This window comes from Candidatus Methylacidiphilales bacterium (assembly GCA_030054035.1).
Classification (GTDB): Bacteria; Pseudomonadota; Gammaproteobacteria; order JASGCS01; family JASGCS01; genus JASGCS01.
In genome coordinates this window covers 17974-33082 of the sequence record JASGCS010000006.1, presented here as the reverse complement: position 1 = coordinate 33082, position 15109 = coordinate 17974, and the positions used below count along the sequence as shown (strand labels likewise).

The window sequence follows — 15109 nt, the reverse complement described above, 5'->3', positions numbered from 1 at the left end:
CTCATATGAATGATAACACAAAGTCAGTGCTTACAGACTCAGAACTAACTGAAGAAGTTGTCGCATCATATCTAACTAGTCACAAAGATTTTTTAGACAAACACCCTGATATTTTTAAGGCAATAAATATTCCGCACATGGAAAGCACCGGTCTATCTCTATTAGAACGGCAAATTGAATTGTGGAAAAAAGAAGCTAAGGCAAGCCAAAACTTTCTTGAAGATATTATTAATAATGTTAGAGCTAACCAAGTTTTAGTGGAAGGGATTATTCGTTTTTCTGCAGAGTTGCAAAAAGCCACCTCTTTTGAACAGCTAGTTAGTCTGATTCAATTTCAAATTAAATCCTATTTTCCCATCCACCATGTATCCATACTTTTTATTTCATTTGATGGGTTTCATCAATCACTCGAGCTGCTTCCGGAATCCATGCATCAATTATTTACTCCACTATTGCTTAGTGGAAAACCTCGCCTGGGTAACTATAATGCCCATCAAGTCACATTGTTATTTCCACAGGATGCCAGAGCTATTAACTCTATGGCCATGATCCCAATCAACTCACTTAAAGCAAAAGCAGTTATTGCACTTGGTAGCCCAGATCAAGATAGCTTTTCTGAAGATAAAGGCATTGAGTTTCTAGAATATCTCCAGTTAACCATTTCTAGTGCTTTTGATCGTTACTTAGGTAGTAACATAGAGTAACCAATTTATTAAAATGCCAATACTTATTTCAAAGGCAATTAAAAATTACTTGCAACATCTAGAATTTGACAGATGTTATTCTAAACACACAGTGTTAAATTACGGATATGACCTTGCACAGTTCCTTGAGTATGCTGGGAGTCAAAAGGTAAGTGAAATGAGTGAAATTACCGAAGCGTTAGTTGAAATGTGGTTGGCAAGTAGATTTGAATTGGGGGCGCAGCCTCGCACGGTAAAGCGTTCACTTGCTTCAATGAGGGGGTTAGTCAATTACCATAGCGCTTTACAAAATGGCAAGCCGGTGAGGTGGGATATTAGAGGACCAAAAGTAAGACAAACGCTACCAAATACCCTTTCAATTGAAGAAGTAAGTGCGGTGATTGAGGCATCTAAATCCCTCTCGCTCAGAGAACACGCCATCATTGAGCTCATGTATGGAAGTGGGTTACGAGTATCCGAAGTAGTATCATTAAAAATACAAGATCTAGATTTTGAGCAATCGTTAGTGCGCGTGCATGGTAAAAGAAATAAAGAGCGTTTAGTCCCAATAGGTAAATTGTCAAAAGAAGTTCTCTGCAGGTATTTAGCCATGCGACCAGAGTCAAAACGAATTGGTAGCTCACCAGTTTTTTTAAGTAAATTTGAAAAAGCGTTAACAACTCGTGCAGTGCAGTATCATATTAAATCACTCACAGCACTGACCGGCATTCCTAGACTTCACCCACATTTATTCAGGCATTGTTGTGCTTCTCATTTACTAGAGTCATCTGGAGAGTTGCGTATGGTGCAAGAATTATTAGGGCATGAAAGTATTGTAACCACACAAATTTATACCCACTTGGATTATCAACATTTGGCTAAAGTCTACGATAAAACCCACCCCAGATCAAATATTAAACTTAACAATTAGGAGGCTAAATAAATGATACAAGAAGTTAAAACTAGTAACGCTCCAAGAGCGATTGGCTCATATTCCCAAGCAATTAGATCAGGAGATCTGTTGTTCATATCTGGGCAAATTCCACTGACGCCTAATGGCGAATTAAAAACTGGCTCTATTCAAGATGAAATTAAGCAGTGTTTTGATAATATCAAAGCAATAGCTGAATCATGTGGTGCTAACCTTAATCAAACTGTTAAGTACACGGTCTACTTAACTAACTTAGGATTTTTTGCCGATGTTAATCAAGTTAGTCTTTCATATTTTAATGAGCCATTTCCAGCCAGAGCTACGGTTCAGATATCTGCACTACCCAGAGACGCTAGAGTTGAGATTGATGCTATAGTGAGGATAAATCAATCAGGGACTTTGTAAGCAAATTAACTACGGTACAAAAAAAATCACTTGCCAGTCTGGGTATCAGAGATGCGATTGGTTTGCTCCTCCATGTCCCGAGGGCCTATGAAGATAAAACAAAAATAGTTACAGTAACAGAAGCCAATCCGCTCACTAATAATTTATTTGAACTAGAAATCACTGGAGCGCGGCCAGTTTATTTTGGTCGGAAACATCTTGCCATCACTGCTCGGGATGCTACCGGAGTGGTGCACATTCGTATGTACTACATTACTAAAGACTTGATGCAAAAATGTATGCCCGGCGTTCGTGTTCGTTGCTATGGCAAATTAACTAACTATGGAAATAAACATCAAATCTTTCATCCCGAGCTCACATTTTTGAAAAGTGACACACCTGATTTAGCTACCTCGCTTACCCCGCTCTATCCACTGACTAGTGGAGTCTCACAAACCCAGTTACGAAGATGGATTGATAAAGAACTACAAGCGCTGGAAAATAATCCGATAGAAGATTTACTACCACCTGAGTTGCTCTCATATTTTAATCTTGACTCACTAGAAAATACCCTTCGCAGTATCCATCATCCAAGCCAAGATTCAACCCAAGATTCAAAGCATTACTTTCGCATCAAAGTCGAAGAGCTATTTGCTTGGAGTATCGGACTACAATACCTGCAGGTAGATAGAATGTTATGCAAAGCACCGGCAATTCCTCATCATGCAAATTTGCTCTCTGATTGGATAGCTAGGCTGCCTTTTACCCTTACTGAAGCACAACAGAAAGCGATTGCAGAAATCGCAAGTGACACTGCTAGGCCCACGCCGATGATGAGGATTTTACAAGGCGATGTCGGTTGTGGAAAAACTGCAGTGGCAACGGCCTGCATGATACTTTGCGCAAAAGCAAAATTACAGGCTGTGCTACTCGCCCCAACCGAAATCTTAGCAGAGCAGCATGCCTTGACGCTTTTTGAGCAATGCCATGCATTGGGAATTTCAATTGTGCATCTCAGTGGTTCGCTCCCTCCGAAAGTAAGAAGTGAGAGGCTCTCCCAAATCCAAAGTGGCAATGCTGATATTATCGTTGGTACCCATGCTGTTTTTTCAGAAGCGGTGCGTTACCACTCGCTTGGACTCATTATCATTGATGAGCAACAAAGATTTGGTGTTGAGCAGAGAGCGCGGTTACAAGAAAAACAAGAAGCTCAGGAACTTGTTCCCCATCAGTTGATCATGAGCGCAACGCCTATTCCTCGTACCTTAGCCTTAGTGGTGTTTGGCGATTTACCCATTACCTTAGTGGATCAACACCCTAAAGGTAGAATGCCGATAACTACGGTGGCGGTTTCTCAAGATCGACGGGGGGAAGTTATAGAACGAGTACGCAAGAAAATACAGGAAGGCGCACAGGTGTATTGGGTATGCCCACTGATAGATGCTACTTCCGAAATGGAAGGAGCCGCCGTTGAAGAAATTGAAGCAGAGCTCTCTAAAGCTCTAACCGGAATAACTATTGGAATTATTCATGGAAGGGTGACTGAAAATGAAAGAGTAGCTACCATGCAGAAATTTAGGAACAACACTATTTCGCTTCTTGTCGCAACCACCATAATTGAAGTTGGTGTTGATGTCCCCAATGCATGCATCATGGTCATTGAAAATAGCGAACGACTCGGACTGTCTCAACTCCATCAGTTACGAGGCAGAATTGGAAGGGGCAGTGCTCAGTCCTATTGCATTTTGCTTTATCAAAAACCTCTCAACGAAATTGCCAGCCACCGAATTGAAACCATGCGCAATGAAACCAATGGATTTACTATTGCTTTAAAAGATTTAGAATTACGGGGCACTGGAGAATTGCTTGGGGTAAAACAATCTGGATTTCATGAATTTCGCGTGGCAAAATTTCCACAGGACCTAGAGCTATTTAAAACCCTAAAACCTTTTGCACAAAAAATGATTAAAGAAAATTCAGAAAAAGCCCTCACGCTCTACCGAAGGTGGAATGACGACACCATGGTAGTGCAAGGTTAGCATCGGCTAGGTTGGTGTAAATCCACCAGGCTTGCTACTGCCTTCTTCGGTAAAGAAGAATTTATGCATTTCTTCTTGTAAATAATCCCGCGCGGTTTTGTCCATGAGGGATAAATGATATTCATTAATTAGCATGGTCTGATGGCCTAGCCACATTTGCCAAGCTTCTTTACTTACCGATGTTAGAATTTTTTTTCCAAGTTCTCCAGCCACCGGCACTCGCTCTAACGCCGGAAGATCTTTTTTTAATTTGGCACAAAAAACAGTTTTAATTGACTCGCTCATTGTTGTACTCTTAGTGTTAGGTACGTTGACCCGCGTAATAAAATAATTTCTAAAAATTTAGATCGCTTAAATGCTTTTTCAAATTCTGATAGCGAACTAATATTGTCACCGTTTACTTTTATCACCGTATCTGAAGCCATTAACCCCACCTGTGCGGCCAGAGAATTATCTTCTACTCGAATAACCGATATAACAGAACTGCTAATGGTAGATTGGTCTTTGGTTATATCAAGTTTGTCAATCACCCCAAAAAACGCACCTTGCAATCTTGGGTGGAGTTTTTTCCCATCTAAGGTGATCGCGATAGATTTATCAGAGACGGTAACTCGCACCTGAATTATTTTATTATTGCGAATTGCTGTTAAAGTTGCCAGAGTGTTGATGGCAAGCTGGCCAAATTCAGAAATAAGCTGTGGGGCTGATATAATCGTAATCGTCCCGTTTAACATTGTAACCACATCACCAGACTGCAGTCCGCCTCGTTCTGCTACAGAGCCTTTTTGAACTTCAGTGATTAATGCACCTTTGATATTATTGCTTAGAGAAAATGCGCTTGCTAACTCTGGAGTCAAGGTTTGAGCATTGACACCTAAGTTACCTCTTTTGACCAAACCATATTTCCTCAATTGGGTAACTACTTGTGAGACTAAATTGCTGGGTACCGCAAATCCTATTCCAACATTGCCTCCACTTTGGCTAATAATCGCACTGTTAATTCCTGCTAATTCTCCATCTAAGGTTATTAATGCGCCACCAGAGTTACCAGGATTTATTGATGCATCAGTCTGAATAAATGTTTTATATGGACCTGAAAAACCAGCTTCACTTCCGGATCGTCCCAATGCTGAAATTATTCCAGAGGTTACCGTATGATCTAGCCCAAATGGATTGCCAATCGCAATAACAAAGTCGCCTACTTCTAAAACTTTAGAATCAGAAAACTCAATTTCTACTAAATTGTTCGCATTGATTTTAATTAATGCGAGGTCTGTTGCCGTGTCTTCTCCTATCAGCGTTGCCTCAAACTCTCTCCCATCCATAAGCCTTACTTGAATTTTGTTGGAATTGGCAATGACATGTTGGTTAGTAATAATTAAACCATTTTTTGCATCTATGATTACACCAGATCCAATGCTACTCGCCTCTTGTTGCGTCGGAGGGAAGAAATTCTTAAAAAAAGGGTCGTTAAACCAAGGGTGTGTTATTTTTTGTATTGAAGTAGTTTTGATATTAACTACTGCAGGCATAGTCTTTTTAAGAATTGGGGCAAGGGTAGATTGTTTAGAATAAGGTAAGGCAGCCAGTACCAAAGAGATTGGGGCAATAGTTGTTAACAATATCAGAAGAATTACTTGCGGTACTTTGTATAGAATAGTCACTGTTTTCATCTACATATTATAATTTATATTTCATGGCCCTTAGTCTTTATATACATATCCCTTGGTGCGTAAAAAAATGTTACTATTGCGACTTTAATTCACATCAAGCCAGTCGCGATCAGGTACTCCGCCATGAGCAAAACTACATCCAAGCCCTCCAGCAAGACTGGAGACAAGAATTAAATCGCTTTCCACATGGCCCACCTCAAATAACCTCTATATTTATTGGAGGGGGGACTCCCAGTCTCTTCAGCGCTTCTGCTATTGACCAACTCATGCGCTCACTCTTAGATGAATGGGGAGTGAAAAAAGACTCAATTGAAATAACCATTGAAGCCAACCCAGCTACTACCGACAATGAAAAACTTATTGGGTTTAGAGAATCTGGGATTAACCGAATTAGTTTTGGTGCACAAAGTTTTGAACCACTCCAACTACAACAACTTGGACGGATTCATTCAGTTGAAGAGATTTACACAGCCATGACTCAGGCTAGACAAGCCGGGTTTACCAGAATCAATATAGATCTTATGTATGGTTTAATTAATCAAACACCGTGGCAGTGCTTGAATGATTTGCAAAAAGCAACAGAGTTAGAGCCAGACCATATTTCTTGGTACCAGCTTACCATTGAGCCACTTACTGCATTTGGTAAGCGCCCACCCCCATTGCCCGAAGATGAAGCACTTTGGGCAATGACTTGCGACGGGCTAGATTTTTTAGGACAGCATGGTTTTGAGAGATATGAGATCTCCGCTTGGTCTAAAGTGCAAGATACTATTGATCAGCGCTGTGTCCATAATATAAATTATTGGGAGTATGGAGATTTTGTGGGTATTGGGGCAGGTGCGCATAGCAAAATAACCCAAGATGAAAATATTATTCGTTATGCAAAAATTGCCTCACCATCGCAATACATTCAACATGCCGGTAATCAATCAAGAGTAGCTTCGTGTGAAACAGTACAAGCTTCTTCTCTTCCACTTGACGCCTTGATGAATTTCATGAGACTCTGCGAAGGTTTTGCCATTGAGAAATTTAAAGCCCGTACCAATATTCCCGACCCAACTGTTGATGAAATCTTACAGCACTTACTATCCAATCATTGGATTGAGATACATGGCAACAATATAATTCCGAGCCAAAAAGCACTCAGATTCCAAACTACCATGCTCCTTGAGATATGCGCTTAGCGGCTTTTCTATTTCTTAGCCTAGCTGTTGCTATTACCTCAAGTGGTCGCACCGAGCAAAGCTCATGTGCTTTACCCAAACAGGCTCTGTCAGCTAAAGTGCAACGGGTACTTGACGGTGATACCATTAAACTAGAAGGCGGTGACGAAGTGCGCATCATCGGAATCAATGCTCCAGAACTTCAAAACCGTTATCGACCAGAAGATCCCGGCGCCCGAGAAGCAAGTTTGGAGCTTACCAGACTGTTAGAACAATCGCATAATTCTATCAATGTAATTTTTGAAACAAAAAAAGTAGATCGCTTTGGTAGACTTTTAGCTCATGTGCAAAATAATAAAGGAGAAAATATCGCTAGTAAGCTTATATCCCAAGGCCTTGTTGCTGTTGCCATCATTCCTCCCAATAGTAGTATGGCAGATTGTTATCTAGCCTTGGAGCAAATTCCTAGAATTGCAAGAAAAGCTAATTGGGCTAAAGTCACACAGTGGCATATCACTGATAGTGAACTTGAAGAATTTCAAGGTGGATTTGCCATTATGTATAGTAAGGTAAAATCAATACAGGTGGTAAGCGATCAAACTATTTATTTTTCTCTACATAATGGGTATACCTTACGATTAAAACAATATGACACTGGATATAACCCTGAAGTGTTTCTCCATAAAAAAATCATTGCACGAGGCTGGATTAATTCCAAAAAAACTATGCGCAAACAATTAGATATCCTCGATCAGAGATTGATTCAATTACAATGATACCTTACTAAATGGTAATTATTACTCGTATGCGTAGAGGTGAGTTTATTTTGCTCATCGCATCACTGATGTCAATCACAGCATTTGCCATTGATATAATTCTTCCAGCCTTTAATGAGATCAGTGTTTATTATGGATTAGACCATGATAATCAAAGACAAGGCATCATTAGTTATTATCTGATGGGGTTAGGAATAGCGCAACTGTTGTTTGGGCCATTATCGGATCGTTATGGCAGGAAACCAGTTTTGTTATTTTCGTTAGGGTTATATTTTGCCTTAGCGATATATTCAGCGCTCACTACCAGCTTTAGTTCATTTTTGTTAGCCAGGTTTTTACAAGGGTTGGCATCTGGGGGTCCTTCAGTCATTGCCGTAGCGTTGATCCGCGATCGCTATCGTGGTAAGTTTATGGCTCGAGTTACTTCAATTGCAGTTTCAATTTTTATTACTGTGCCAATATTTGCGCCACTACTCGGACAGCTATTACTTTTCATCATGCCGTGGCGGTATTTATTTTATTTACTTGCTCTGTATTCACTAGGGATTATCATTTGGGTTTCATATCGAATGTCTGAGAGTGCTCCTTTGCAAGTTGAAGTAAAAGGATTGCTCATGTCTTCACTGATACGGTATGGTCAAGTCTTATCACACGCAAGTTCAGTTATGTTACTTTGCGCATCGGGCATATTAGTTGGGTTGATGTTTTCTTACCTTAGTGCTGCTCAGCAGGTTTTTGTTAATACCTATCAGACCGGTAACTTGTTTCCATTATATTTTGCTGTCATTGCTTTTTCAATCGTACTTTCATCATTAATTAATGCTCGAATAGTCATTCGTTTTGGTACGGTGCGCATAATAGAAAATGCCATCCTAGTTATGCTGGTAGTCACTTGCTGCGATTATTTTTTTTCACTGTGGCATGAACCGAATCTGTATGAATATTTATTTTTTCAGTTTCTGATAATTTTTACCTTAGGATTTCTGCGTCCGAATCTCCTCGCCCGAGCAATGGAAAAACTTGGTGCAATTGCTGGCACTGCAAGCGCCTTTGGTGGTTTTGTGGTTAACTTTGGTGGGGCGACTATCGGTTATATTGTCGCTCAACAGTATGACGGAACCAATCTATCACTTGCCTCAGGAAATGTTATCGTGGTATTAGCTTCCCTAGCGCTACTCTACATCCATAGACTAAAAAGCAAACGCGATGAACGATTGCTTGGCATCAAGCGTCACTAAAAATCGTTTTCCTCTAAATCGCCTTCGCCAAAACCAAGTTGCTTAGCATCAAGCTCTTCAATTTCTTCATTTTCATCAACTTCATCATCAAAGCCTTGCTCCTCTTGATATTCCTCAATCATCCCAACCATACGATTGCAACCATTTTTAATTGCAGTAAGATTGGATTCAAAGTTAGAGTTTCCTTGATTTTCTCCTTCAAGTAGCTCAATACGAGCATTAATAAATTCCTGGCATTTTTTTAACTGATCTATCAACATCCTAATAGTTTACTATAATTTGCATTATTATCTTAAGCATTTGAGATAATTGCATATTGCTCAAAATAGCTTCTTAGGAAATGATTTGATGTAGTACTAATTAATAATTATGGGTAAGATATACTTGTATTATTTGTATGAAAATATGCTGTATTACAGGTAGCAACATAAAATATGAAAATAGAAAACACAACAAACAATATACAAGCCTTAAATAAAAATCTGGAAGTATTGAAGATTAATTATCCGCATTGCTTTAACAAGAACGGTGATTTTGATTTTGAGAAATTTAAGAATGAACTTTCAAACCATGACATTAATTTCTCCAAAGAAAGTTATGGAATGGACTGGCTCGGTAAAAGCTACGCCAGACTTCTCGCCACTGATCCTGCAAAAACACTGATCAAAGAAGACAAAGACTGGAACAGCAAAGAAGCAAACATAAAATCGAATAATTTGCTTATCAAAGGTGATAATTTGGAAGTACTTAAACACCTCTCCAATGCGTATCATGAAAAAATAAAACTGATCTATATTGACCCTCCATATAATACTGGAAGTGATGGCTTTGTCTATAAAGATGATCGCAAGTTTACAATAGAGCAATTTTCTGAACTTGCAGGAATTGATGAAGAGCAAGCTAAAAAAGTTTTGAGTTTTGTGAATAGCAAAAGCAACTCTCACTCTGCATGGCTCACTTTTATGTATCCAAGACTTTATATCGCCAAGCAACTTCTCAAAGATGATGGAGTGATATTTGTGAGTATTGATGACAATGAAGTGGCACAGTTAAGAATTCTAATGGATGAGATATTTGGTGAGGAGAATTATGTGGGGCATATCGTTTGGCAAGGATTAGACACTATAAAAAATGATGCAGATTATTTTTCCAAAAATAATGAATTTATATTGTGTTATTCAAAATATAAAGATAAATTAATAATAAATGGATTTGCTAGGACAGAAAATCATAATAAAGTTTACAAGAATAATGACAATGATCCAAATGGTGATTATTTGCTCACCCCATTAAATGCCAAAAGTGGAACTGATGGTGCAAATTATAAATATTATTTTAAAAATGGTGTTGTGTATGAACCTCCAAAAGGAACTTTTCCTAGATACTCGAAAGAATCATTGAAAGAGCTAGAAGACAAAAATCAAATTTATTTTGGTAAAGATAATAATTCAATTCCTCAGAAGAAAACTTATTTAAAAGATGTATCTGAATATATAAAATTGACAACTTTTTGGAATTATAAATTTGCAGGAAGCACAAGACAATCAAATCAAGAAATATCAATTTTATTATCAAAAGGAGTCTTTCAGAATCCTAAACCAACTAAATTGCTTAATATTATTATAAATTCTGTTACTGATGTGAACGACCTAATTCTCGACTTTTTTGCAGGAAGTGGTACGACTGGCGATGCGGTGATGCAGCTTAATGCCGAAGATTGTGCAAATGGAAAAGAGGGAAATAGAAAATATATCCTAGTGCAGCTTCCAGAATTGATAGATCCTAATAAAAATAAAACTGCTTTTGATTTTGTGAAAAATGAACTTGGGATTGCTGAACCGACAATTTTTGATATTACGAAAGAAAGATTGATTAGGGCTGGTAAAAAAATATTGGATGAGAATGTTGACCAATCTGCAAAGTCAGAAAAAATTAAATGTGAAGGATGTGATGGTTTTGAAGGAGAGCACTGTCCTGCTTGTAAAGGAGAGTTTACCATCAAAATTGATGCTAAAAAAGCAGTAGATTTATCAGGTATAGATTTTGGCTTTAAGATTTACGAGACTATGCCAATTTGGGAAGATTACGAATTTGTGGCAAAAGAATTTGATCCGCAAACTAAACTCTTTGATGAAAGCAAATTGTCTAGTGAAGATTTGCAAATACTTCTTACCACTTGGAAAACATATGATAATATTCTGCTTACGGAAAGTCTGGAGAGTGTTGTTCTTGATGGGTATACAGGATATTATGGCAATGGCAGATTATATCTGATGAACAAGGGATTTGAGACGAAACACTTAAAATCACTTCTCAATAAGATTGATGAAGACTCTGTATTTAATCCAGTCAGTATAATTGTTTTTGGTTATAATTTTGAAAGTAAAGTTTTGAGAGAAATTGCAGAAAATGTGTCCAATTATGCAAACAAGAAAAAACTAGATATTGATTTTATAACTAGATACTAAACTATGGAAAAACAAATTGTTTATAAACTCACAGCTACATTTGAGGACTCATCTCAAAAAACAAGTAATGGGGTAGAATTTTGGTTGGCAAGAGATTTGCAACATCTTTTGGGTTACGATACTTGGAGAAGCTTTTTTAATGTCATTGGCAAAGCAAAAGCTGCGTGTGAACTTTCTGGACATAAAATAACCGATCATTTTGCTGATGTCGGCAAAACGATAGAAATGCCTAAAAATGCAGAAAAAGAAATTGATGATTTGATGCTAACTCGTTACGCTTGCTATCTAATCGCTCAAAACGGAGACTCAAGAAAACAAGAAATCGCTTTTGCTCAAACCTATTTTGCCGTCCAGACAAGGAAAGCCGAGATCATTGAGCAAACGATATTAAAACACGAAAGAATTCAAGCTAGACATAAGCTTGCAAAAACTGAAAAAGAACTTTCAAAAATAATTTTTGAACAAACTGAAAGCGATAAAGATTTTGCGCTTATTAGAAGCAAAGGAGATCAAGCGCTTTTCAATAAAACGACACAACAGATGAAAGATAAATGGGGAATCAAAAATAAACCACTTGCTGATTTTATGCAGACTATCTTACTCAAAGCCAAGGACTTTGCGACAGAGATCACTATATTCAATGCTAAAAGTAAAAATATGCAAACAGAAAATTTAATATCAGATGAGCATGTTACTAATAATAAATCCGTTAGAGATACTCTTATTTCTCGTGGTATCACCCCAGAAGAATTACCTCCAGAAGAAGATGTCAAGAAAGTTGAAAGAAAACTCAAAAGTACAGAGAAAAAAATTCTCATAAATGAAGATACTTTTACCAAACCTGAAAATTAAACTTTGATGAGGTTTAATTTTGAAAAGAACCTAGTACATCAAAGCAATGCAGTGTCCGCTACGGTGTCTGTTTTTGATGATTTGCCAATCGCAAAACCGAAAGAATTTGACAAACAGTTTATCAATCCTCTCATAGATAAATCAGGGGCAAAATATGCGAGAAATATCCGTCTTGCTCGATCTGAGTATGGAGTACATGATGGGAGAATTAAATATGACAGTAATATCATTGATATTATGATGGAAACAGGGACAGGAAAAACCTACACCTACACCAAGTCGATTTATGAACTCAATAAACTCTATGGAATATTTAAGTTTGTCATCGTCGTTCCGACACTTTCTATTAAAGCTGGAACAGTAGATTTTCTCAAATCAGAAAGTAGTCGCGAGCATTTCAAAGAGCAATATGGAAAAACACTCAGACTCCATATAGTGGAAAGTCAAAAGGGAGGAAAAAGCAAGAAATCGCACCTCCCCCCTGCGGTGAATAGTTTCGTAAATGCTGGTGCGTTTGAGAAAAATCATATTCAAGTACTGATTATTAATGCAGGTATGATCAATTCTGAAACTATGCAAAAAAGTTTTGATACAAGTATTTTTGATAAATACTCCGTACCGTTCGATGCAATTTCTGCTACTCGCTCATTTGTGATTATTGATGAGCCACACAAATTTCCTCAAGCCAACATAACTTGGGAAAATATTAAAAAAATGAAACCACAATTTATTATTCGTTATGGCGCTACTTTCCTAGAACATGAGAATCTAATTTATACACTTACGGCAGTAGATTCGTTTAATAGAAATCTTGTCAAAGGGGTGATTACTCATATTAAAGGATTTGCTAGCGGTGAAAATGCAATAGTGAGATTTATTAATTCCGATGGAACAGAGGCGACTTTCGAGCTCACTGAAAACAATAAAAAACACACCGTAAAACTTACCAAAAAAGAAAGTTTTGAAAAAATACATAGCGCGATGAAAGATCTTTTTATTGAAGCTCTTAAAATAAATAAGGTTAATTTATCAAACGGTTTAGAACTCAAAAAAGGCAACGCAATCAATCCATACAGCTATTCAGAAACTTTACAAGAAACAATGATCGCAGATGCAATCGCTAAACATTTTGAACTAGAAAAACAATTACTAAATAGAGAAGTGAAAATAAAACCATTGACTTTATTTTTTATTGACAATATTGAAGAGTATAGAAATGCCGATGGATTTTTGAAAAAGACAGTTGAACTGTACATCAAGGCTCAGGCAGAAAAATTACTAAAAACTGAGACAGATTCTTTTTATAAAAACTATTTAGAGAAGACACTGGTTGATATTAGTAAAACTCATGGGGGGTATTTTAGTAGAGATAATAACGAAAAAGATGAAGCCATAGAGCAGGAAGTCATTGAGATTCTGCATGACAAACAAACCATGCTTTCATTGGATAATCCCAGAAGATTTATTTTCTCCAAATGGACACTCCGTGAGGGTTGGGACAACCCTAATGTATTTCAAATTTGCAAACTCAGAAGTAGTGGAAGTGATGTATCAAAACTCCAGGAAGTAGGTCGTGGACTTCGTTTGCCAGTTAATCAATATGGTAATCGTGTCAAAGACGAAGAATTTTATCTCAATTATTTTGTAGATATTACGGAGATTGATTTTGCAAAGAAGCTTGTCGATGAAGTCAATGCAAAGTCTGGGGCAATCTCAAGTGAGCAGGTCGTTACCAAACTCGATGAGAATATGATAAAACAAATCCTCGAAAAATATCCAAATCTCTATCGTGATGAAGAAGAATTGTTAAAAAAACTTGAAGATGCTGGGGTTATCAGTAGAACTAATGATTTCAAAGAAGGTGGTTTTGACTATATCAAATTAAGTTATCCGCTCATATTTAAAGGTGTTGGATCAAACAAAATAAGAAACGCAACTGACGAAAAGAAAAAAATTAGTATAAGAACAGAAAAATATAGTGAGCTCAAAGACTTATGGGAAAAGCTCAATCAAAAAGTTGTTTTGGAATACAAGTTTGAAAATGAAGCGTGTTTTCAAAATTTAATTGTAGGATTCTTTAAAAATAATGTATCACTATTCACTCAAGATGGGCTGGTATATAGTCAGAGAAGGCTTGCTATAGAAGATGGTCAGGCAGTAGTATCTGAGGAAATATCAATACAAGAGAATGTCTTGATAAAAATATCAACGATGAAGTATTATGACTTTATCAAGCACCTGTCACAAGACCTTAATATAAATATCAAAACATTACACAAGGCATTTATTGAAGCAGAAGTAAAAATCAATGATTACCTCAATATTTCAACAATTAGAAGATTGAAGCAAGAGTTTGATATGTATCTTTTAAATAATGCCATTGGTGCCTTTGGTATTGAATATCAAAAAGTAACAAATACTTTTCATCCTACTAAAATCACTGACACAAGTGGAGAAATAAAAAATGAAATCAGTGCTTCTGAAGTTGGGATACTGTATTCTGATGAAGCAGTCGCGTCAAATTATTTATTTGATAAACTTTTTTATGACAGCGATTTAGAGAAAGATAACATTAGAACAACCATTGCCGAGGTGGTAGTATTTACTAAAATTCCAAAAAATTCTATCAAGATACCAGTGGCAGGAGGTAAAAGTTATTCTCCTGATTTTGCCTATGTTTTAAAAAATGAGAATGGAGGGAGTAAATTATTATTCATTGTTGAAACGAAAAATGCCAATGAAAGCAGTTTAAGAGATGAAGAAAAGCAAAAAATAAGACATGCTGAAGTATTTTTTGGTGATGCAGTAAAAATAAAATTTAAAAAACAATTTATAAACAAAAATATAAGCGATTTGATAAAAGAGATAACTAGATTATAGTACACAGAATCTGTGACCACAC

13 protein-coding genes are annotated in these 15109 nt (G+C 37.1%); 10 read left to right on the top strand and 3 right to left on the bottom strand.

The features are described 5' to 3' along the window. Positions 1–5 precede the first annotated feature (5 nt). From QM538_05245 to QM538_05230, 4 genes are read left to right on the top strand one after another with little or no spacing between them, the layout of a single operon-like run. A complete protein-coding gene (locus QM538_05245; GenBank protein ID MDI9347890.1) occupies positions 6–704 on the top strand; it encodes a DUF484 family protein in 699 nt (232 codons plus the stop codon). A 13-nt stretch (positions 705–717) separates the two neighbouring features. Next, positions 718–1614, top strand: coding sequence for a tyrosine recombinase XerC (locus QM538_05240; GenBank protein ID MDI9347889.1), 897 nt, complete (start codon positions 718–720; stop codon positions 1612–1614). Positions 1615–1626: 12 nt separating this feature from the next. Further along, on the top strand, positions 1627–2019 hold the full coding sequence (locus QM538_05235; protein MDI9347888.1) for a Rid family detoxifying hydrolase: 393 nt from the start codon (positions 1627–1629) through the stop codon (positions 2017–2019). Further along, positions 2004–4037, top strand: coding sequence for an ATP-dependent DNA helicase RecG (locus QM538_05230; GenBank protein ID MDI9347887.1), 2034 nt, complete (start codon positions 2004–2006; stop codon positions 4035–4037). The genes QM538_05235 and QM538_05230 overlap by 16 nt, the downstream gene beginning before the upstream one ends. A 6-nt stretch (positions 4038–4043) precedes the next feature. Here QM538_05230 and QM538_05225 read toward each other — a convergent pair whose 3' ends face one another. Together QM538_05225 and QM538_05220 are read right to left on the bottom strand one after the other, a co-directional pair. Further along, on the bottom strand, positions 4044–4322 hold the full coding sequence (locus QM538_05225; protein ID MDI9347886.1) for an oxidative damage protection protein: 279 nt from the start codon (positions 4320–4322) through the stop codon (positions 4044–4046). Further along, positions 4319–5710, bottom strand: a complete 1392-nt coding sequence (locus QM538_05220; protein ID MDI9347885.1) for a trypsin-like peptidase domain-containing protein — start codon at positions 5708–5710, stop codon at positions 4319–4321. Before QM538_05220 ends, QM538_05225 begins: the two co-directional genes overlap by 4 nt. 23 nt (positions 5711–5733) lie before the next feature. Between QM538_05220 and hemW the strand changes: the two genes are divergently transcribed. Genes hemW through QM538_05205 form a run of 3 tightly spaced genes read left to right on the top strand, consistent with a single transcriptional unit; the run spans position 5734 to position 8887 of the window. Then, positions 5734–6894: a radical SAM family heme chaperone HemW gene (gene hemW, locus QM538_05215; protein ID MDI9347884.1), complete on the top strand. Its 1161-nt coding sequence runs from the start codon at positions 5734–5736 to the stop codon at positions 6892–6894. Further along, entirely contained in the window at positions 6885–7649 is a 765-nt protein-coding gene (locus tag QM538_05210) for a thermonuclease family protein (GenBank protein ID MDI9347883.1), read from the top strand. The genes hemW and QM538_05210 overlap by 10 nt, the downstream gene beginning before the upstream one ends. An 11-nt stretch (positions 7650–7660) precedes the next feature. After that, positions 7661–8887: a multidrug effflux MFS transporter gene (locus tag QM538_05205; GenBank protein ID MDI9347882.1), complete on the top strand. Its 1227-nt coding sequence runs from the start codon at positions 7661–7663 to the stop codon at positions 8885–8887. Here the strand turns inward: QM538_05205 and QM538_05200 are convergent. Continuing rightward, the gene (locus QM538_05200) at positions 8884–9147 is read right to left on the bottom strand and encodes a hypothetical protein (protein ID MDI9347881.1); all 264 of its coding nucleotides are present in this window, start codon (positions 9145–9147) and stop codon (positions 8884–8886) included. The two genes, QM538_05205 and QM538_05200, sit on opposite strands and share 4 nt — an antisense overlap. Before the next feature lie 174 nt (positions 9148–9321). Between QM538_05200 and QM538_05195 the strand changes: the two genes are divergently transcribed. From QM538_05195 to QM538_05185, 3 genes are read left to right on the top strand one after another with little or no spacing between them, the layout of a single operon-like run. Then, entirely contained in the window at positions 9322–11355 is a 2034-nt protein-coding gene (locus QM538_05195) for a site-specific DNA-methyltransferase (GenBank protein ID MDI9347880.1), read from the top strand. A 3-nt stretch (positions 11356–11358) separates the two neighbouring features. Beyond that, entirely contained in the window at positions 11359–12207 is an 849-nt protein-coding gene (dinD, locus tag QM538_05190) for a DNA damage-inducible protein D (protein MDI9347879.1), read from the top strand. 6 nt (positions 12208–12213) lie between these two features. After that, a complete protein-coding gene (locus QM538_05185; protein MDI9347878.1) occupies positions 12214–15087 on the top strand; it encodes a type III restriction-modification system endonuclease in 2874 nt (957 codons plus the stop codon). The last annotated feature ends 22 nt before the right edge of the window (positions 15088–15109 follow it).

Excerpts from the sequence above, each read along its gene's own strand:
- QM538_05245 (MDI9347890.1), top strand. The coding sequence starts at position 6 with ATGAATGATAACACAAAGTCAGTGCTTACAGACTCAGAACTAACTGAA.
- QM538_05240 (MDI9347889.1), top strand. The coding sequence starts at position 718 with ATGCCAATACTTATTTCAAAGGCAATTAAAAATTACTTGCAACATCTA.
- QM538_05235 (MDI9347888.1), top strand. The coding sequence starts at position 1,627 with ATGATACAAGAAGTTAAAACTAGTAACGCTCCAAGAGCGATTGGCTCA.
- QM538_05225 (MDI9347886.1), bottom strand. The coding sequence starts at position 4,322 with ATGAGCGAGTCAATTAAAACTGTTTTTTGTGCCAAATTAAAAAAAGAT.
- QM538_05220 (MDI9347885.1), bottom strand. The coding sequence starts at position 5,710 with ATGAAAACAGTGACTATTCTATACAAAGTACCGCAAGTAATTCTTCTG.
- hemW (MDI9347884.1), top strand. The coding sequence starts at position 5,734 with ATGGCCCTTAGTCTTTATATACATATCCCTTGGTGCGTAAAAAAATGT.
- QM538_05210 (MDI9347883.1), top strand. The coding sequence starts at position 6,885 with ATGCGCTTAGCGGCTTTTCTATTTCTTAGCCTAGCTGTTGCTATTACC.
- QM538_05205 (MDI9347882.1), top strand. The coding sequence starts at position 7,661 with ATGGTAATTATTACTCGTATGCGTAGAGGTGAGTTTATTTTGCTCATC.
- QM538_05200 (MDI9347881.1), bottom strand. The coding sequence starts at position 9,147 with ATGTTGATAGATCAGTTAAAAAAATGCCAGGAATTTATTAATGCTCGT.
- QM538_05195 (MDI9347880.1), top strand. The coding sequence starts at position 9,322 with ATGAAAATAGAAAACACAACAAACAATATACAAGCCTTAAATAAAAAT.
- dinD (MDI9347879.1), top strand. The coding sequence starts at position 11,359 with ATGGAAAAACAAATTGTTTATAAACTCACAGCTACATTTGAGGACTCA.
- QM538_05185 (MDI9347878.1), top strand. The coding sequence starts at position 12,214 with ATGAGGTTTAATTTTGAAAAGAACCTAGTACATCAAAGCAATGCAGTG.